Raw genomic sequence first — 20,308 nt, 5'->3', positions numbered from 1 at the left:
TCACCTATTGCTGATACACTTCGGCTGTGACTATCTTACGGAACTCTTGCCGTGAACATAAGCCCTCGGATCTTTTTACTCTTACTGGCGCTGGGGATTTCAGCAGCCAATGCCGCCCCCTGGCAGCTTGAGCAGCGCACGCCTTTTAACGCCATCGAGCAACAAGCCGCCCCCCTGAGCCATTCCCCACTGGCCCACGCCGTACAGCCCTGGAAAATCTGTGTGCTGGTACCCCATTTGAAGGACGCCTACTGGATTGGCATCAATTACGGTTTGTCGACTCATGCCAAACAACTGGGGGTGAGTTTTGACATGTTCGAAGCGGGGGGCTATCCGAATCATGACCGCCAACTTGCTCAACTTAAACACTGCCTGCAAAGTGACTATGATGCCGTGCTGCTTGGCGCCGTCAGCCCCCACCTGCTGCAAAGGCAACCCGGCGAGCTTGGAAAACCAGTGCTCGCACTGGTAAACAAATTGGATGACCCCAGAGTAAGAACTTACATTGGGGTTAACTGGCATCAAATGGGAAGCCTGATTGGTTCTGCCATTGAGGCTCATTTCAATACCACTGCAAGCCTTGCTCTGTTGGCTGGGCCTGAATCTGTGGGTGGTACAGATCTGGTTGAGCAAGGAATCAGTAAAAGTCTGACCGGCAGCAAACTGACCATTAGTGCTATTCGACATGCCGACAACAACCGACATTTACAGCGGGAACAATTACAACAACTGATGGAGTCAAGCCGCCCGGACGCCATTGTGGGTAGTGCGGTTGCGATTGAGGTGGCTGTTAATCAATTTGGACAAACCTCACCTTCTCACCCGATAGTACTGGGAGCCAGTTACTTTTCACCGGCCATTGCCCGTGCTCTGCAGCGAGAAAAAATTGCCGCAGCCTGCGATGACAAAGTGGTATTACAAGGCAAAGTGGCTATAGATTTGGTGGTGCGGCTGTTACAGGGAAGCGATGATTTTGGCGATATTGGGCCAGCGATTGTGGTCAGAACCCCACATAACAGCGATGCGGCGTCACTGACAGAGTCATTGCCTCCGGCGGAGTTTTACCCTGTTTATCGCTTCAATCCCTGACACTGGCGGCGAAGAGATAGCCTTCACCATGTACCGTAACAAACAATTCGGCGCTCAGCTTGTTTCTCAAACGGCGGATGATGACATCTATGGTGCGGTCATTGGCGTCTTCGCTTCGGTGACTGGTTTGCTGCATCAAACGTTCGCGTGATAACACTTGCCTCGGATGCAGCGCAAACGCCACCAGCAGCTCAAATTCTGCCTTGGTGAGCTTGATAACCTCTTCACCACAGCACAACTTGCGACTGCCAAGTTCAAGCACATAATCGTCGAATTCGATTCTGTCATCGCCATCGTCCATCGCGCTGGCAGCTTGCTGCTTTGCTTTGGCGACCAGAGAGATACGCCAAAGTAAATTCTTTACCCGCACCAGGAGTTCGCGCAATTCAAAGGGCTTGGTGACGTAATCATCGGCGCCCATTTCAAGACCAACAATTCTGTCGACCGTTTCATCACGGCCACTGACCAAGATGATACCCACTTCTGAGCGGCTTCTGAGCTCCCGGGTCAGCGACAGACCATCGGTCCCCGGCAGATTGATATCCAGCATAATCAAATCCACATGAGCCAGCGCCAACTGTTGCCACATGTCTTCCCCATTGGCGGCCTCCAGCACCCGATAGCCCTCCTTGCTGAAATAGCCTTTCAGACGGGTACGAATTACCGCCTCATCATCAACGACCAGCACTGTGTAGGCCATGGGTTAGCTCCGGAAACTTGGACCACATCAGTATATTCATAATTTTTAATATTTCACATCTGCTCTTCAGAACTGAGATCTACACTGCAACCTTGGCACCAACGGCATGGATAGCATGCGGAAAAATTAACTGCACGCTTTTACAGGTGAGGCCCCATGCCTTATGCTTAGGTGAGTTTATCCGCCCAGTAAAAAGGATTCACAATGGACGAAAGGCGTAAGTTCTCTCGAATACTGTTTGATACCCCTGCAAGCCTGTCCTGCGAAGGTTCACAGTGGAAAACCCGTATTCTGGACTTAAGCTTGAATGGCGCTTTGCTGGAGGCTCCTGCCAATTTCAATCCTGTGTCCGATAGTTTGCAGCTCGCCTTTATCCTGCCCGACTCTGATGTTGAAGTTCAGATGCAGGCATTAATCGCCCATCGAAAGCCGGGCTTGATAGGTCTTACATGTCAGCATATCGACGTAGAAAGTATCAGCCATCTCAGACGCATGGTTGAGCTGAATATCGGGGATGCCTCTTTGCTGAACAGAGAGCTGGCGCATTTTATTGAATCACACGAAAAAGGGGACTGAAGTCCCCTTTCTTTTTGTACCACTGGCTTACATTGCCCGGTATGCAATTCAGACAGAAAACTAGAGCGCAGCCAGCGCCTCAGTGAGCTTACCCACACCAATAATCTCCATACCTTCCGGCGGCTTTTTAGGCACATTGGCTCTGGGCACAATGGCGCGGCGAAAGCCGTGCTTGGCCGCTTCAATCAGGCGCTCCTGACCATTGGGAACGGGACGGATTTCGCCGGACAGGCCCACCTCCCCAAACACCACCAGATCCCGCGCCAACACTTCACCGCGAAAACTCGACACCATGGCCAGCAATAAGGTGAGGTCGGCGCTGGTTTCTGATACTTTAACCCCGCCCACCACGTTAACAAACACGTCCTGATCCGACATCTGCAGTCCGCCATGGCGGTGCATTACTGCCAGCAGCATCGCCAGACGGTTGGCATCCATCCCCACTGCTACCCGCCTAGGATTAGACAGCGCCGAATTATCAACGAGCACTTGCAGTTCCACCAGCAGCGGCCGGGTGCCTTCCCACACCACCATTACCAGCGAACCACTGGACGCTTCTTCACCGCGGGAAAGGAAAATCGCCGATGGGTTGGCCACTTCTTTCAGACCACGCTCTGTCATGGCGAATACGCCGAGTTCGTTAATGGCACCAAAGCGATTTTTATGGGACCGCAAAGTGCGATAGCGGCTGTCGGAGTCACCTTCAAACATCACCGAACAGTCAATGCAGTGCTCCAGCACCTTGGGGCCGGCGAGACTACCGTCTTTGGTCACGTGACCCACCATAATCACCGCAATGCCGTGCTGCTTGGCAAAGCGGGTAAGGAAAGAGGCCGACTCACGCACCTGAGCGACACTGCCGGGGGAGGATTGCACATCTGCCATGTGCATCACCTGAATCGAGTCTACCACCATCAGTTTTGGCTGTTCTTTCAATGCGATGTCACACAAAGTCTCAACACTGGTTTCTGAGAGCATTTTCAGTTTTGAGGTGGGCAGCCCCAAACGATGAGCCCGCATGGCCACCTGCTGCAGCGACTCTTCGCCGGTAACATAAAGCGCAGGCATCACCTCTGCCAGCTGACAAAGGGTTTGCAGCAGCAGCGTACTCTTGCCGGCACCGGGATGGCCGCCGATGAGTATGGCGCTGCCGGGCACTATACCGCCGCCGAGCACCCTGTCGAACTCTTTAAAAGAGCTCGGGATCCGCGGTAACTCATTAAGATCTATTTGATCCAGGGTTTTCACTTCGGATGCACCGGCACCGGCATAACCACTGAAACGACCACCCCGAGAGGGCGTTACAGCCCCCAAACGCACCTCGGTAATGGTGTTCCACTCCATGCAGGCGCTACATTGGCCTTGCCAGCGTGGAAAGTCCTGTCCACATTCGTTACACACATATGCGGTTTTATTTTTTGCCATAACTCTCTAAATTTCGTATAAAATTGGGTAAAGATCTCAGAAAATCGGCCGACAATAGACTAGCAATTCCTTTCTCCGTTGGCACGGCATAAAGACAATATCCCATGAGTCTGACTGAACATTCAGCACTGATAGAACAGCTTAAATCCCTGATGATGGAGCCAAACTTTCCTCAGGTGTTTGAACATCTCACCCGGGAAGAGTCCAATTCAACCCGTTTCCTGCTGAAGATGGAGCTTAGCCGTCTTAGTGCCGATTGTACCCGTATTATCGATTTGAGGGACAAATCTGAATTGCCCTGCTCGCAGGTTAAAACCGGAAAGCAAATTCATTTTCTCGACCCTCCAGCGGCTGACACCTTCGAGCAATCCCTCGCCCTGTATCATGGCAAATATACCATGGGGGTGTATGAGGAGGTCATGGACAGCCACAAACGTCGCCGTTCCAAAAGCAGAGAAGCATCCGATCCTTCAGCGGATGGGGAAACAGAGCCTTTCACTGTTCCGGCAGTGGTGCTTGGCAACTACTTCAGCCGCACAGAAGAGCGGATGAACTATGCCATGAAAATATTGGCCTCTCAGCCTGGCAGGGAAGAGATTGCAGGAATTACCGTTGATTTATCTGTAGGCGGCGCCCGAATCAGATTACCCGCTCGGCACCCTTTCTCTTTAAATCAATCCCTGAAAGTAAAACTCACAGAATTGGGGGAAGAGTTTTACTACGAAGACTTGCAGCGGGGAGTGGACTTCCAAATCGTTAATGCCGAGGGCAATGGCGAATACTGCTGGATGCGCCTCAAACGGATTGGCGGCTCAGACGGGCTGACTGAAATGCTCGCCAATCTTATCAGGGGGTATAAGTTCCGCTACAAAGTTGATATCAACGATGTATTGGTCACTGCAACAGGCCTCGGCTTTGAGCGGCACTATTTGCCACACTTCCCACATTTGCCGCTATTTGTTGACTCACGCGGCGACCGCCCGCAAATAAGCCATATGCTGCTGAGCCCTGATAATCAGGGTATTTTACATTACTTCCTTGATGAAAATGATGTCAATCAGCTGGAAGCCATGCTGACTCCCGGCCGCCTGCAAAAAGTCCTTTCGCAACCAGACGATGCTGATCACCGGATGCTGTTTACCTTTACCCACAATGCAAACGGCAAGCTCTATTTTTATTCTGCGACCCTCGCCGAACTTAAGCACCGTGACGAGCGGGAGCTGTTTTTAGGCTTTGGTGCCAGCAAGCCCAGCTGGAGGGTGTTTCGTCTTACCCTGGATCAGATTGATCATGGTAAACGTTACAAGTGCTCAGTTATTCCGGGTGATTCGGAGAACTACGCCCCATTAACGGAACAGCAACTCGGTTGTTTCAGCCACGTTCTGCAGCTGATGGATTTAACTCACGAACATGCCCGGGTGCAATACCGGAGCTGGTATAACAATGCCAATGCCAATGCGTTGAAGGTTTATGGCCAAAAAAAATTACCTCAAAGCGGAATAAAACCCGTGTCACTGGAATTCAGCGAGCGCCGGCGTGAAGCCAGATACGCTTTTAAAACGCTGATTAAGATCCAGCAAGGCCACCATAAGGCGGAGGGCATCAGCCACGATATTTCCAGCCGTGGATTACAGGTAATACTTGATAACAGCAGTCAACTGGAAGAAGGCAAAGCCGTTATTATTTCCATGCCAAAATTGCAGTCAATCGCAGGAAAGACGCGCCTGGAAGGTCTGGACTACCGTTTGGTTCGCAGCCGAAAAGACGGCATGGTATTACACTTCGCGGCCAACGTAGGTCATGAGGTTCATCCGGGTGTAGAGTTTCTGAACAAACTTATTGTCCACAACAGGGAAAAGCTGCAGCAGCTCAGCGAGAACAACAGTGAAATCAAAGAACTTGCCGATGGCATGAAAAATATTGTTATGCGCCGGCTTTATGGTGTTCCTTTCTTTATTGAAAAAACAGCCAAAAATCTGGTCGTCAGCCATCTCGGCACCAGCGTTCAGGGCAATGATATCAGCGATATGTTTGCAGCACTGACCCGGGAATCCCAGTGCTATAACCTGACGCCCCTTTTGGCACAGGGAGCGCTGAAAAGAGACATTCTCGAACCCATACGCACTATGCGTCCCAATGATGAGATGAGCTTTACCGAACTTTTCGTACAGGTGGTTCGCCAGTCCCGTGGCGGTATACTGCTAAAGTGCGTACCAGCCAACTCAATAGGTGATATGGCAGCGCAAATAGCTTTTATCACCCAAAGTAATCAGCTGGGCAAGTTTATGGCTATCAGGCTGTACCGGGGGGTAACAGGCAAGCCGGATAACAGTGCTATCCGACGCGAGCTGGAATATATCCATATCCATGCCCTTCACAAAGCCAAGCAACTTGAAGAACAATTATGGAAAATTGTGGGTGTCGGTGAGCTGTTGGATATCACCGATGAAGTGGTGCTTCGATATCCGGAATTATGCCGGTAAGAACGCTTAATCCCGCACTTTAAGCGCTGCCATATCAAATCCCAACAACCAGTCTGCCACGGCAACAAAATGATCAGAAGGGGCATCCATATGTGTCAGCATACCGGCATGATCATAGTCATGAAGGTTGCCGTTGGCTCGGGCCAGTAAGGTGAAACGCGCATTTAAAGCGCAGCACTCTTCCATCATATCTTTCACGTCATTGGGGTTGCCAAGCACTGCATCCTTGGCTCCGGCAATAAACCAGGCCGGTGGCAGACCATTAGCACGTGCAGCAGCGGCGTAGTCAAACCCATCGTCATGGTCAATCCAATCGCCACGCACCCAATCGATGCTTTCTTTAAGCGACGAGTGGCTCTCATTATCCATACCAAGTCGCAATGAATCCGCTGGCAGAAAGCCTTTGCGTTTGGCAATAGCCGGTGCCAGGCGATTCCAGAACATGTCCACCATGGCCCACTTTCTTAAGGAGCTGACCCTTATGGTGCGCTTGCTGCCAAAGGTAAGCAGTGAACGCACGCCAGCAGCCAATTGCGGATATCGCACCAGGCTACTTGCCATAAGCACGCCGCCCCAGGAATGAGCGCACCAGTGAACCCCGGGCACGCCCGGATGACGTTCAAGAATAAACTGCTGTGCCAGCGGCAATTGCTCGCGGATCACCTTGCCCTGCCCGGGGTCTACTCCCCTTGAAAGCCTTGGTGTACTAAGGCCACGGCCAGCACTGTCGAGCACATACACCTCAAACCCGAGGCGCGCCAGAAAACAAGCCAGGCCTCTGCCAGACTCGCTGTAGAACACGCGACCATTGGACATGGCGCCGTGTAGCATTAGCACGGGTGAGCGTGATGGAACGGCCTTTGACGGCGCTATACGCCGCAAATGCAGCTTGCCGTCTTGGTAAGGTAAAAACAGCGATTGCTGCACAATATCGTTGTGTGGCAATGGCCTGGAAGGGAGCGTTCCTGGGTGCGTTGTCATTATTGGAGAGAGTCTGCGCCTGAGCCTATATTCAAACAGGCTAAACCAGAGCACAGACAAAACTCAAGAGTAATTACTCAAACCAGTTAGTTTTCAGGCTCGTAACAGGAACGGCAACACGCGTAAATCGAGAGACTTAATGGATGCATCCGCTGCCGCAGCCAACTTGGGTTTAGCATGAAAAGCGATCCCAAAATCAGCTTTCTGCACCATGGGGATATCATTGGCTCCATCACCAATTGCAAGGTGCTGTCCCTTCGCAATACCATATTCGCCACCAAGGCGGCTGACCACATCGGCCTTGAAATTGGCGTCCACCACAGTACCCGTGACTTCGCCCACCAATTTGCCATCCCTTACAACCAGTTCATTGGCAAAAGCCGCATCCAGCCCCAGTGTGGCTTTAAGGTGCCCCACAAAAGGTGTAAAGCCCCCTGAAGCCACCACCAGGCGCCAGTCATGGGATTTAAGCTCGGCCAGCATTTCGGTAAGACCGTCCATCAATGGCAGTCGGGCACAAAGGTCATCAATAATCGCCGCGTCGGCTCCGGCAAGCTTCGCCACCCGCTGACGCAGGCTCTGCTCGAAATCAAGCTCCCCCTGCATAGCGCGCTCAGTGACTTCTGCCACGGCTTCACCCACACCAGCCATGGCGGCAAGCTCATCTATACATTCGATTTTAATAGCAGTGGAGTCCATATCCATCACTAAAAGCCCAGGCGTATTAAGGCGCGCCAGGGGCTGAGGCAGCAAAAAGCTTTCTACACCCGCCACATTGTCAAAATATGCCGCCAGCTTGTCGCAGTTCTCACCCATGACTTCGAGGCCATAAAGCGCATTTTGGCGCTGAAGGTGACAAACTGAAACACAGTTTCCGCTGATAGCGGCCAACACCGGCTCGGTCAGGGATGCATCCTCCCATACCAAACGCAAACACCGCCCAACGACATCGCCCTCTTCCTGATGTAGTGCAATCAGGCCTTCGCTGTTATTGGCCAGGGTTTGCAGTCGGGAAGTCAACTGGCTCGCGAGGGTGTTTTCCATAGGTTTGATATCTCCGGCTACCCGCTTTACACCATATCCATTATGATTAGCGCAAAGGGTCATTAAAAAGGGTCAAGGTGTTGTATCTTAAAGGACTAACTAAAAGTCAAAAATTCAGCCGGCTGTTGCAGATTACTATTGCTTTGGCTCTGCTGGCCGGCCTGGTGCAACTGTGGCAATCAAGCCTACTACAAGGCCAGCTGCTTCTGAAGTCCCAAACCGAAAAGATGGCTCGCTTGCTGGTGCAGCAAACGGCTTATGGAGCCGCACCGGCGTTGCTGTTACAGAACGATGAACAGTTGCAGTGGTTGGCCACCGCCTTGGTGGAAGACCCCAAGGTAATGTCAGCTGCAATATATGGAGAGCAAGGCACCCGTCTGTCATTTGCCCAAAGCCTGACATCCGAATGGATAGAACCTGATTCGGAAGAAATGAAGACTCTGCTGGCCCCTTATCCTCCTTATGTTGAGTCTGTTATTCAGGATGAAAAAAACCTGGGCTACGTTGAGGTAAGACTCGATCCCAAGCTGTTTTTGGCTGAGATTGAAGAAGTACACAAGCTGAATATGGAGCAGCAACAAATTATGCTGTTGGTAGCTGGTCTCATAGGAATGCTGCTTTCCCGGGCAATGTCATTCAAAAGGGCACACTTCGACCGTCGGAAATTCCGCGCCAAGCGCTACCTGGCCACCATGACCGGCGAGATGCCAAAGAACTCTGACACACAATTGGCCGCATCCGCAGAAGATACAAACCATGCAACAGCAAACTCTGGAAACACACCGGAGACGCCGATAAGCGACGAAGCAACAAAAATACCGGCAAATACCGATAAACCATAAAAAGTATTATGGCCAAAAATTGACAGATAAAAAAACAGGCTCCCAAGGGAGCCTGTTTTTTATTCAGCGACCTGAGCCGCTATCTCAATCAGGATTACAGGTTGATGGCTGCATCCAGAGTCATGATGATCATGTCGTTGAAGGTGGTCTGACGCTCATCAGAGGTGGTCTTTTCACCGGTACGGATGTGATCAGATACAGTTACCACACACAGAGCGCGGGCACCGAACTCGTGGGCCACGCCGTACAGACCTGCGGCTTCCATCTCAACGCCCAGAACACCCATCTTTTCCATTACGTCAAACATTTCTGGATCAGGGGTGTAGAACAGATCGGCAGAGAATACGTTACCAACGCGGGTCTGGATACCGTGAGCCTTGGCAGAATCAACCACTGCGCTCAGCAGGCTGTAGTCAGCGATAGCAGCAAAGTCCTGACCCTTGAAGCGCAGACGGTTAACCTGAGAATCGGTACAGGCACCCATACCGATGATCACATCGCGCACTTTAACGTCAGTACTGATGGCACCACAGGTACCTACGCGGATGAGGTTCTTCACGCCGTAATCTTTTACCAGCTCAGTAGCGTAGATAGAGCAGCTTGGAATACCCATGCCAGAGCCCATCACGGAGATGCGCTTGCCTTTGTAGGTACCGGTGAAGCCCAGCATGTTACGAACGTCGGTTACCTGCTCAACGTTCTCGAGGAAGGTTTCAGCAATGTACTTGGCACGCAGTGGATCGCCCGGGAAAAGTACGGTATCTGCAAATGCACCTTCAACGGCATTAATGTGTGGTGTAGCCATCTGTATAACCCCTGTATTTTTGTTTAAGACTTAAGTCTTTGATAATAGGCGACTCAAAGGAAGCCGCCAAAATGAATCTTTTTCAGCCTTATGCTTGCTTTGCAGCTTGCACGAAGGATTCACCATACTCCATCGGACTTAATCCGAAGTAGTGGGCAATGGACTGACCAATATCGGCGAAAGTACCGCGCTTACCGAGGGAGCCCGCCTTGAGACCGGCGCCATACGCAAGTACTGGCACGAATTCGCGAGTGTGGTCGGTACCCTGCCAGGTTGGGTCACAGCCGTGGTCAGCGGTCAGCAGCAGCAGATCGCCTTCTTCCAGCAGCGCCATCAATTCAGGCAAACGGGCGTCGAAGTATTCCAGCGCCTTGGCATAGCCGGATACATCGCGGCGATGACCGTAGTGGGAGTCGAAATCCACGAAGTTGGTGAACACGATAGTGTTGTCACCGGCCTGCTTGATTTGCTCAAGCGTGGCATCAAACAAGTCTTCCAGCCCTGAAGCCTTCACCTTCTTGGTGATGCCGCAGTGGGCGTAAATATCGGAAATCTTACCTACGCTGACTACATCGCCACCGGCTTCTTTAAGCTTATCCAGCACGGTTTTAGATGGTGGTTCAACCGCATAATCGCGACGGTTGCCGGTACGGGCAAAGTCACTTGGGCCAGTGCCAACAAACGGACGGGCAATCACGCGGCCAATGTTGTAAGGCTCCAGCTCTTCGCGGGCGATTTCACACAGGCGATAGAGGTTCTCAAGCCCGAAGCTTTCTTCGTGGCAGGCAATCTGGAACACGCTGTCGGCAGAGGTGTAGAAAATCGGCTTGCCGGTTGTCATGTGCTCTACGCCGAGCTCTTCCAGAATGGCGGTACCCGACGCATGGCAGTTACCCAAATACTCGGTTAAACCGGCACGCTCAAGGATTTTGTCGGTCAACTCTTTGGGGAAGGAGTTTTGATGTTCACTGAAATAGCCCCATTCGAACAATACTGGTACACCGGCCATTTCCCAGTGTCCACTGGGTGTATCTTTACCGGAGCTGAGCTCCTGGCAGTGGCCATAAGCACCAATGATATCGACATTGTCGCCAAAACCGGCAGCAAAGGCACCTGTGGCTTCTTTGGCGGCATGGGCCAGACCCAAACGGCTCAGGTTGGGCAGCTTGAGCTCGCCGTCACGGCCGACGTTGGCCTTGCCCTCGGCACACATCTTGGCGATATGACCAAAGGTGTTGGAACCTACGTCACCGAACTTGTCGGCATCATCTGCAGCACCAATGCCGAAGGAGTCCAGCATCAGAATAATGGTACGTTTCATAACTTGCTCCCCTTACAGATCTTCAGCACGTACGTACTGATAGATCTCAGGTGTTTTCTCGGGTTGCTTGTCGGCAATTTCAATGGCACCTCGAACAGCACTGGCCGCTTCTTCGAAGGCTGCTTCCGACTGAGCATGAATAAAGGCCAGCGGTGTGGATTTATCGATGGCCTGACCCAATGCGCACACATTGGACAAGCCCACGCTGTAATCCAGCGCATCGCCGGGCTTGCGACGACCGCCGCCCAGAGTCACTACGGCGAGCCCCAACTCACGGGTCACCATACTATAGGCAAAACCTTCACGTTCTGCATAAACCGGACGCACAATGGCAGCCTGAGGCAAATACTTGTCGTAGCTTTCGACAAAATCAGCAGGACCGCCCAGACCAGATACCATCTTGCCGAAAATCTCGGCAGCGCGGCCGTTGTCCAGTACTGTGTTGAGCTTGACACGGGCATCAGCTTCGTTGGCAGCAAGACCACCCAGCACCAACATCTCGGCGCACAGCCCCATGGTGACTTCATAGAGTCTTGGGTTACGGTACTTGCCGGTCAAAAAGTCGACCGCTTCTTTCACTTCAAGGGCGTTACCGGCGCAGGACGCCAGCACCTGATTCATGTCGGTGAGCAGGGCTGTGGTTTTGGTACCGGCACCGTTGGCAACGGCTGTGATAGAGCGCGCCAGTTCCAGAGAGGCTTCATAGGTCGGCATAAAAGCGCCACTGCCAACTTTCACGTCCATCGCCAGCGCATCCAGGCCTGCGGCCAGTTTCTTTGACAGAATCGATGCGGTAATAAGGGAGATAGACTCAACAGTAGCGGTGTTATCACGAATCGAATAGAAACGCTTATCCGCAGGTACCAAGTCACCAGTTTGGCCGATAATCGCCACCCCGGCTTCTTTCACTACCTTACGGAACAACTCGTTTGAGGGTTCAGTCTGATAACCTGGAATAGCGTCAAACTTGTCCAGGGTGCCACCTGTATGACCCAGCCCCCGGCCTGAAATCATTGGCACATAACCACCGCAGGCGGCCGCCATGGGGCCGAGCATCAGCGAAATAACGTCGCCAACGCCACCAGTGCTATGTTTATCGATAACCGGACCATTGAGGCCGAGGCTGTCCCAATTGAGCACTGTGCCAGAATCACGCATGGATGTAGTCAGCGCAATGCGCTCGTCCATGGTCATATCATTGAAATACACTGCCATACCCAAAGCGGCAATCTGCCCCTCAGATACGCTGCCATCGGTAATCCCTTTCACGAAGAACTGAATTTCTTCTTTGCTGAGGGCATCACCGTTACGTTTTTTACGAATAATCTCTTGTGCCAGAAACATACTGCTGTCTCCAAGAATGTCGGTGAATTTCATTTTTCACCGACGATTCGTCCTTTGGAACGCCGAAACTGTAAAAATATTACAGGCTCATATTAGCCAAAGATGAAGCTCACCGTTTCGACGCGGATCACAAATCAGACCAAGGCTTAGTAGCCCTGGGCGCCTTTTGGTGCTTCAGCAAGCTCCAGAGTGTGAAGCAGGCTGCCAAGCAAACTGGAGGCACCAAAACGGAAAGTACGTTGGGTAACCCAATCCTCACCCAGAATTCGGGCGGCAGTGCCAAGGAATTCGGCAGCAGCTGCGGCGTCACGTACGCCACCTGCGGGCTTAAAACCTACTGCGCGGTTCTTTTCCGCAATCACGGTGAGCATGATCTCAGCGGCTTCCAGAGTCGCGTTAACAGGCACCTTACCAGTGGAAGTCTTGATAAAGTCAGCACCGGCATCGATAGAAAGCTCAGAAGCCTTACGAATAAGCGCAGGGTCTTTCAGCTCGCCAGACTCGATGATGACTTTCAACAGCACATCCTCACCACAGGCTTCTTTACAGGCCTTGACCAGCTCGAAACCCACGGTTTCATCGCCGTCCATCAGCGCGCGGTAAGGGAATACCACGTCCACTTCGTCTGCACCATAGGCAACGGCGGCACGGGTTTCCAATACGGCAATGGCAATATCGTCGTTACCGTGGGGGAAGTTGGTGACAGTGGCAATCTGGATATCCTCAGCATCAAGCTCCAGCAGAGTCTTGCGTGCGATAGGAATAAAACGGGGATAAATACAGATAGCGGCAGTGTGCCCCGCAGGGGTAACAGCCTTTTTACAAAGCTCAATCACTTTTTCAGCAGTATCGTCATCGTTCAGCGTAGTCAAATCCATCAACTCAATGGCACGCTGGGCTGCTTTTTTAAGATCGCTCATAGTTGTTCTCCGAGACGTAATTCAAATGAAACAGAAATAGTGTCCAGGGCAACGCCGTGAGGGTGGCGGATTGTTTGAATAATTATGGCCGGGCCTTCAGGCGGTGCCTTATGCCGAAAGGGCATAGTTACAGGTATTCAGTGTCGATAATAATTATCACGACTTGAATCCTTGAAGACCGGAAAGGGGAAACTGACTGTTTCTGCTTTCCGCGAAAAATCCCTTTTAACGCGAGAGCTCACAAACCTTACTTAAACATGCTCTTGGGGATAAAACCATGCTTGAGTAAAGATTAAGACCTATAAGCATGAAGCTTGGAGCCGTGCAGCGCACGGCTCCAAAAGTACAATTAGAAGTTGTACTTGGCAGAGAAGATAGCCGCATCTTGGTAAGCAGCGGTACCCAGCTTCTGATCAGCATAACGGTACTGCAGACCCAGAGTGAAGGCGTCAGTAACGTTCCACCACAGAGACACTGCACCATTCAGACCTACGCTGTCACCGTTAGTGTTTTGGAAGCCTTCATCGCCAGGGCCAGTGCAGGTTGCAGTTGTACAGAAACCACGGTATTCATCAACGCGAGCAAATTCGATTTCGTTCCAGTTGGTTACCATAAACTTCTGACCGAAAGCATCGAAGTTGTAACCCAGAACCCAACCGCCCATGCCGCCGTTGAAACCAGCACCGATAGCACTGTTATGAGCGAAGTGTGCGCCCAGGAATGGCTTAACCCACAGGCCGAAATCGGTGTTAAGGTCATAGCTTACACCCAGAACTACGTTCTGCTCGTAGAAACCTGAAGAATCAGACAGGCTGTAGATGTGACCGTAGTAGTTCCAGTTGGTAGAACCCATGTTTACGGCAACTGAGCCTTTGGCAGCGATACGGAAAGCTTCGCTTCCATCTTCTTGTGAACCTTTAAAGTTCATCTTACCTGGGTTTTCGAAGTCAACGAAACCGTATACGTCACCCCAGGTGTAACCTGCGCCACCTTCAACTTCGATATATACGAAGTCAGATTTAACGCCGAAGCCATTCTGAATATCGCGAGTACGATCTTCAGTGCCTTCTGACCAATCCAGGTAGTTCACAGATACGTTAGAGAAACCGTAGAACTGTTCAGCCTGAGCAGTACCTGCAGACAGAGCGGCGAGAGTAGCGGCGGCAACAGCGATCATTTTAAAGTTTTTCATCATCAACCCCATTTATCTTGGTGTTTGCTGCCTGTGGCAGCGTTTTTATTTTGCCCGCGTATTTTACCGTTCTCGTGCTAAAGCACAATATTTTTAGCAGAAAACGCGAACTCAAAATTCGTTATTGTGAACAAAGTCGTAAAACGACCCCTTAGCTCAGTTAACCATTTTAACAATTGGCTTACCCTGAGCCCCCACAGAAGTGTAGAACACGGTGGGAAACGATACAGACTTTGTTCAGCGGAAAATGGTTGAATTAACCGGGGTCCTGTCCTGATAACAGGACCCCTGAGAGGCACTGTTATTACAGAGCCAGGAACAGACCTGCGATGGTCGCGCTCATCAGGTTAGCCAGAGAACCGGCGATAACGGCGCGGATACCCAGCTTGGCCAGATCGTGGCGACGGTTAGGTGCCATGGCACCCAGACCACCCAGCAGAATGGCGATAGAAGACAGGTTAGCGAATCCACACAGAGCGAAGGAAACGATAGCCTTGGTACGGTCAGACATCACAGCACCGGTCTCAGCCACTACCATACCGCCATCTGCGATGTCTTTCAGGTATGGAGCGAAGTTCAGGTAAGCTACGAATTCGTTTACAACAATCTTCTGACCGATGAAAGAACCGGCAACCAGGGCTTCATTCCAAGGTACACCGATAAGGAACGCCAGAGGCATGAAGATGTAACCGAGGATCAGCTCAAGGGTCAGACCCTCAACACCAAACCAGCCACCTACACCACCGATGATACCGTTGATCATGGCAATCAGACCCACGAAGGCAATCAACATCGCGCCTACGTTCAGGGCCAGGTGCATACCAGAAGAAGCACCGGCAGCGGCAGCGTCCAGAACGTTGGCAGGCTTGTCAGGATCTTCTGGCAGCTCGTCCATTTCGTTCTTGGTAGCGTCGGTTTCTGGGTGCATCAGCTTGGCCATCAGCAGACCACCAGGAGCGGCCATGAATGACGCAGCAACCAGGTACTCGATCTTAACGCCCATAGAAGCGTAACCAGCCAGAACAGAACCGGCGATAGAAGCCAGACCACCCACCATGATGGCGAACAGTTCAGACTGGGTCATGGTCGGAATGAATGGACGCACAACCAGAGGCGCTTCAGTCTGACCTACGAAGATGTTCGCAGTAGCAGACATGGACTCGGTACGGCTGGTACCCAGAGCTTTCTGCAGACCACCACCGATAATACGGATTACCCACTGCATTACGCCCAGGTAGTACAGTACAGCGATCAGAGAAGAGAAGAAGATGATTACTGGCAGTACGTTGATGGCGAAGATGAAGCCAACTTTGAACTGTGCCAGATCACCGAACAGGAAGTTGATACCGTTCTGGCCGTAACCGATAACGGCAGACACACCGTCAGATACGGACTTGAGGATATCTTTACCCCAAGGAACGTACAGAACGAAACCACCGAAGGCAGCCTGAATTGCGAGAGCGCCACCTACGGCACGTACGCTGATTGCCTTTTTGTTATTGGAAAGGAGGAAACCTATTCCAAGTAGGACTGCTACACCTACGAAGCTCATTAATATACTCATTAACCATCACCCTTTTGTTAACACTTTTTAATTATGTTGTTAATCAACCTATTTCCGAGCAAAATTATACCTTAGCCATTGCTGAAAATCGTCGTTTTGATCAAATTTTTGAACTTAAATTTCAAGCGGTTAATATCGAACTGCATTGCGACAAACACCTGTTTAAGTTAAAAAACCTATAGCTCAAACAGTTGCGCAACATTGCTATACAACCGTTCTGATATTAGAACATTGGATTTTTTTTGCAAATGTGCCATTTTGGTGATGATTTGACCAATTACAAGCGGAGTATTACGTCGTTCAGATGCGTTTTTTGGCGTCATGGCCGGTGAATCCGTCTCACAAATGAAACTTTCTATCGGCAATTCAGATACAACTTTATGCAATTTTGATGCATCTTTATTAAGAAGTAAGCCACCAATCCCAATCCTGTAGCCCAGTTTAATATAGCGCCTTGCGATGTCCGTACTGCCATAAAAGCCATGGATCACTCCGGCACGCGGCAGCTTATGGTATGAAAGCAATGCCAATAGCTCGTTGTGCGCTTTAACACAATGCAAAATGAGTGGCAGCTCCAATTCAGACGCAAGTTCTAACTGCGCCTCCAGCAATGGCAATTGCCACTGCCAGTTCTCACCTCTGTGTTTATCTAGGCCGCATTCTCCTACGGCCACCAACCGCTGTTCGCCAGCCTGACCATAAATTCGGGAGCGTAGTTCTGCCATCTGGGACTGCCAATGCTCAGCAGCCCACCAGGGATGGATCCCAAGACCAAAAGGACAATTGTACTGTGCAGCAACCTCAAGCTGCTTATCCCAGTGGTGAGGTGATACGCCCGGAATGATACAGGTACGGATATTTGCATCTTGCATGGCAGCAAACAGCGCTTGCCTGTCGTCATCAAACTCAGGGAAGTCCAGATGTGCATGACTATCGACAATGTAACTTTCTGACATATCAGCGCTCTTTTCGAGAAAAGGCAGTTGCACCCTCGCCTTCGGTTTGCGACTGAGAGCCTCGCTTCAATGGCGGGTCCTGCAGCCTAGGAGCACAGCTACGGCGGTTTTCGGGGGTCAACCCCATGCTATCGCACCAATCAGTGTAGGCCTTCCAGCCCCGCTTGATGACATTCAGCATGGTTTTACCTCCGAATTTAGGTTGGCCAACTTCGCCAGACAGTCAGTTAATAATCGCCGCTAATCTGCAGACAATAAAAAAGGCGGGAACGCCCGCCTTTTTTCAATTCGGGATTAATGTTCCCGGGTCTTGGCAAACTGGATGTCGGGATAACGCTCCATCGACAGGTTCAGGTTCACCATAGTCGGCGCGATGTAAGTCAGGCTGTCGCCACCATCCAACGCCAGGTTGGTAGAGCATTTGCGCTTGAACTCTTCAAGTTTACGCCCGTCTTCACAATAAACCCAACGGGCGGTGGCGACGTTTACAGCCTCATAAATGGCTTCAACGTTGTACTCAGACTTAAGGCGAGCTACCACAACTTCAAACTGCAACACACCCACAGCGCCCACAATCAGGTCGTTGGAGTCCAGCGGACGGAATACCTGTACTGCGCCCTCTTCAGAAAGTTGCACCAAGCCCTTTAACAGCTGCTTTTGTTTAAGCGGGTCTTTGAGGCGAATGCGGCGGAACATTTCCGGAGCGAAGTTGGGGATACCGGTAAACTTCAGATCTTCGCCCTGGGTAAAGGTATCACCAATCTGGATGGTCCCGTGATTGTGCAAACCGATAATGTCGCCGGCAAAGGCTTCTTCAGCACGCTCGCGATCACCGGCCATAAAGGTCACAGCGTCAGAAATGCTCACGGTTTTACCGATACGCACGTGCTTCATCTTCATGCCTTGGGTGTACTTGCCAGAGACAATACGCATAAAGGCGATGCGGTCGCGGTGCTTGGGATCCATGTTGGCCTGAATTTTAAATACAAAGCCGGAAAACTTCTCTTCACCGGCTTCCACAGTGCGCTCACTGGTTTCGCGGGGCATAGGCGCAGGGGCCCAGTCAGTCAGACCATCCAGCATGTGGTCAACGCCAAAGTTGCCCAGCGCGGTACCAAAGTAAACCGGTGTCAGCTCACCACTCAAAAACAGTTCCTTGTCGAACTCGTTGGAAGCGCCTCGTACCAGTTCCAGCTCTTCACGCAGCTGCTCGGCAAAGTCGCTGCCCACTGCCGCGTCCAACTCCGGATTATCCAGGCCTTTTACGATACGCAACTCCTGAATAGTATGGCCGTGACCGCTCTGATACAGAATGGTCTCATCACGGTGCAGGTGATACACACCTTTGAACAGCTTACCGCAGCCGATAGGCCAGGTGATGGGAGCGCACAGAATGTTAAGCTCTGTTTCCACCTCGTCCAGCAGCTCCATCGGGTCACGAATATCACGGTCGAGCTTGTTCATAAAGGTCACGATAGGGGTATCGCGCAGACGGGTCACTTCCATCAGCTTGCGGGTACGATCTTCCACACCCTTGGCGGCGTCAATCACCATCAGGCAAGAGTCCACCGCTGTAAGAGTGCGATAGGTATCTTCGGAGAAGTCTTCGTGACCGGGGGTATCGAGCAGGTTCACCAAACGGCTGTTATACGGAAACTGCATCACAGAGGTGGTAACCGAAATACCACGCTCTTTTTCCATCTCCATCCAGTCAGATTTGGCATGCTGGTTCGAGCCACGGCCTTTTACCGTGCCCGCGGTCTGAATTTGACGGCCATGCAACAATACCTTTTCGGTGATCGTGGTTTTACCGGCGTCAGGGTGAGAAATAATGGCGAACGTGCGGCGTGACGCCACTTCTGCAAGCAGTGAATTTGACATGGATAACTTTCTTTCAAGTAGCGTCGCCGCCCGAAGGCGGCGACTCGAATGGAACTTTATTGGCGGGTATTTTCGCCTATATTGGCGAGGAGTACAACGACTGACTCAGGGTTGAGCGAGTTCGGCCTGTGCCTGACTGGCAAGAAGACCCAGTTCAACCCTGGCGTACCTGTGCTCGACAAAGTCATAAATGTTGGTCGCAAGCGCCAAACGAAAGTAGTTGGCTGCCAGTTCTTTATTTCCCGATGCCTCTTCTGCTTTGGCAACGTAGAAATATGCCTCACAAAGACGCTCAGCATATTCTCTTGGGTTGCTAAGACCGGTACGTGCACGCTCAAACAACGCTGCTCTCGACAAGTTACCCAGATAATAATCACTGATTGCTGTCGACCAATCGGCGCCATTCAGTGATTGACGATGCTTTGCCAGGGTAACGAGCGCGCCCTTCCTGTCGATGTCAGCTGCAATCAGGAAATACCATAAAGCGCGATAGCCATCTGCGGGATCACGTCGCAAAAATGCATCCATATCGGCTAATGCCAAATCCGCCCGCTCACCATAATAAAGTGCAATGCCACGATTCAGATATGCATAATCATAGTCAGGCTCAAGCTCCAATACTGCGTCAAACGCCTCATATGCATTGTCGAAATCGCCTTCCTGCGTGTAGTAAATACCAAGGAAATTATAAGCATCGGCAATGTTTGGACGGATTTTCAGCGCTTGGTGAAAGTCGAGTCTGGCCATAAGACGCAGACCAAGCAAGTCATAGATAACGCCGCGTTCATAATAAACACGGGCAAGCTGCTCCTCGCTCAAATCCATACTTGTGAGTATCTCATTGAGCCGTGCAAGCCCCACCTCTTGCTTATAATCAGGCATCAAAGGGGCAACAACCATTCGCCCGTCGGCAGCCTGATCAAGACTGCTGCTCTGGGTCGAGGCACATCCCCCTAGCAGAACAGACAAACCAAGTAGCCCTGACAATAACGTCTTGAGTTTACGCTCCATCAAACACTCACCTTAACAACCTGGGAAACCCGAATGGGCTCTGTTTGGCTCCATCATAGCAATCCATCCAGAGTGTCGCCATCAGCCATTGATATTTATTACAAATTGCCAAACTCACAGCTGCGGTAATAAAAAAGGAGATCCGAAGATCTCCTTTTTTTGTCAGCGCAGCCG

Annotated in this window: 18 protein-coding genes; 4 read left to right on the top strand and 14 right to left on the bottom strand. The window is 51.3% G+C overall.

Translation table 11 applies throughout. From position 1 onward, the window contains the following. The first annotated feature begins 51 nt into the window (after positions 1-51). The gene (gene torT, locus ABYK60_RS00655; RefSeq protein ID WP_372869862.1) at positions 52-1,089 is read left to right on the top strand and encodes a TMAO reductase system periplasmic protein TorT; all 1,038 of its coding nucleotides are present in this window, start codon (positions 52-54) and stop codon (positions 1,087-1,089) included. On the opposite strand, the gene torR is transcribed toward torT, so the two are convergent. Next, a complete protein-coding gene (torR, locus tag ABYK60_RS00650; RefSeq protein ID WP_372869860.1) occupies positions 1,079-1,789 on the bottom strand; it encodes a two-component system response regulator TorR in 711 nt (236 codons plus the stop codon). The two genes, torT and torR, sit on opposite strands and share 11 nt — an antisense overlap. 204 nt (positions 1,790-1,993) lie before the next feature. On the opposite strand from torR, the gene ABYK60_RS00645 reads away from it, so the two are divergent. After that, positions 1,994-2,365, top strand: a complete 372-nt coding sequence (locus tag ABYK60_RS00645; RefSeq protein WP_372869859.1) for a PilZ domain-containing protein — start codon at positions 1,994-1,996, stop codon at positions 2,363-2,365. A gap of 60 nt (positions 2,366-2,425) precedes the next feature. On the opposite strand, the gene radA is transcribed toward ABYK60_RS00645, so the two are convergent. Then, complete coding sequence (radA, locus tag ABYK60_RS00640; protein WP_372869857.1) at positions 2,426-3,790, bottom strand: DNA repair protein RadA; 1,365 nt, start codon at positions 3,788-3,790, stop codon at positions 2,426-2,428. A gap of 104 nt (positions 3,791-3,894) precedes the next feature. Here radA and ABYK60_RS00635 point away from each other — a divergent pair, with 104 nt between their 5' ends. Beyond that, complete coding sequence (locus ABYK60_RS00635; RefSeq protein ID WP_372869855.1) at positions 3,895-6,273, top strand: PilZ domain-containing protein; 2,379 nt, start codon at positions 3,895-3,897, stop codon at positions 6,271-6,273. 6 nt (positions 6,274-6,279) lie between these two features. Here the strand turns inward: ABYK60_RS00635 and ABYK60_RS00630 are convergent, their stop codons facing one another. Together ABYK60_RS00630 and serB are read right to left on the bottom strand one after the other, a co-directional pair. Beyond that, positions 6,280-7,254 carry an alpha/beta fold hydrolase gene (locus ABYK60_RS00630; protein WP_372869853.1) on the bottom strand — a complete coding sequence of 325 codons (975 nt, stop codon included), beginning with the start codon at positions 7,252-7,254 and terminating at the stop codon, positions 6,280-6,282. A 93-nt stretch (positions 7,255-7,347) separates the two neighbouring features. Then, entirely contained in the window at positions 7,348-8,298 is a 951-nt protein-coding gene (serB, locus tag ABYK60_RS00625; RefSeq protein ID WP_372869851.1) for a phosphoserine phosphatase SerB, read from the bottom strand. Positions 8,299-8,423: 125 nt separating this feature from the next. Between serB and ABYK60_RS00620 the strand changes: the two genes are divergently transcribed. Beyond that, on the top strand, positions 8,424-9,140 hold the full coding sequence (locus ABYK60_RS00620; RefSeq protein WP_372869849.1) for an AhpA/YtjB family protein: 717 nt from the start codon (positions 8,424-8,426) through the stop codon (positions 9,138-9,140). 94 nt (positions 9,141-9,234) lie between these two features. Here the strand turns inward: ABYK60_RS00620 and deoD are convergent, their stop codons facing one another. The 10 genes from deoD to nlpI form a co-directional block, all read right to left on the bottom strand. Then, positions 9,235-9,945 carry a purine-nucleoside phosphorylase gene (gene deoD / locus ABYK60_RS00615; RefSeq protein WP_372869847.1) on the bottom strand — a complete coding sequence of 237 codons (711 nt, stop codon included), beginning with the start codon at positions 9,943-9,945 and terminating at the stop codon, positions 9,235-9,237. An 88-nt stretch (positions 9,946-10,033) separates the two neighbouring features. Beyond that, entirely contained in the window at positions 10,034-11,266 is a 1,233-nt protein-coding gene (locus ABYK60_RS00610; protein ID WP_372869845.1) for a phosphopentomutase, read from the bottom strand. Between the two features lie 12 nt (positions 11,267-11,278). Beyond that, positions 11,279-12,610 (bottom strand): thymidine phosphorylase, encoded by a 1,332-nt coding sequence (gene deoA, locus ABYK60_RS00605; RefSeq protein ID WP_372869896.1) that lies wholly within the window; start codon positions 12,608-12,610, stop codon positions 11,279-11,281. Positions 12,611-12,756: 146 nt separating this feature from the next. Beyond that, positions 12,757-13,530: a deoxyribose-phosphate aldolase gene (gene deoC, locus ABYK60_RS00600; RefSeq protein ID WP_372869843.1), complete on the bottom strand. Its 774-nt coding sequence runs from the start codon at positions 13,528-13,530 to the stop codon at positions 12,757-12,759. Positions 13,531-13,879: 349 nt separating this feature from the next. Continuing rightward, positions 13,880-14,722 (bottom strand): outer membrane protein OmpK, encoded by an 843-nt coding sequence (locus ABYK60_RS00595; RefSeq protein WP_372869841.1) that lies wholly within the window; start codon positions 14,720-14,722, stop codon positions 13,880-13,882. Between the two features lie 304 nt (positions 14,723-15,026). Then, on the bottom strand, positions 15,027-16,286 hold the full coding sequence (locus tag ABYK60_RS00590; RefSeq protein WP_372869840.1) for a NupC/NupG family nucleoside CNT transporter: 1,260 nt from the start codon (positions 16,284-16,286) through the stop codon (positions 15,027-15,029). A 176-nt stretch (positions 16,287-16,462) separates the two neighbouring features. Then, the gene (locus tag ABYK60_RS00585; protein WP_372869838.1) at positions 16,463-17,242 is read right to left on the bottom strand and encodes a TatD family hydrolase; all 780 of its coding nucleotides are present in this window, start codon (positions 17,240-17,242) and stop codon (positions 16,463-16,465) included. A gap of 1 nt (position 17,243) precedes the next feature. Continuing rightward, positions 17,244-17,423, bottom strand: coding sequence for a hypothetical protein (locus ABYK60_RS00580; protein ID WP_372869836.1), 180 nt, complete (start codon positions 17,421-17,423; stop codon positions 17,244-17,246). Between the two features lie 113 nt (positions 17,424-17,536). Continuing rightward, positions 17,537-19,123, bottom strand: a complete 1,587-nt coding sequence (gene prfC, locus ABYK60_RS00575; RefSeq protein WP_372869835.1) for a peptide chain release factor 3 — start codon at positions 19,121-19,123, stop codon at positions 17,537-17,539. A 105-nt stretch (positions 19,124-19,228) separates the two neighbouring features. Then, entirely contained in the window at positions 19,229-20,134 is a 906-nt protein-coding gene (gene nlpI / locus ABYK60_RS00570) for a lipoprotein NlpI (RefSeq protein WP_372869833.1), read from the bottom strand. Positions 20,135-20,308 lie beyond the last annotated feature (174 nt).

Source organism: Shewanella sp. (assembly GCF_041630135.1).
GTDB lineage: Bacteria > Pseudomonadota > Gammaproteobacteria > Enterobacterales > Shewanellaceae > Shewanella.
Note: the sequence above shows the minus strand (reverse complement) of the source record. Positions and strands in the feature narration are given on the sequence as shown.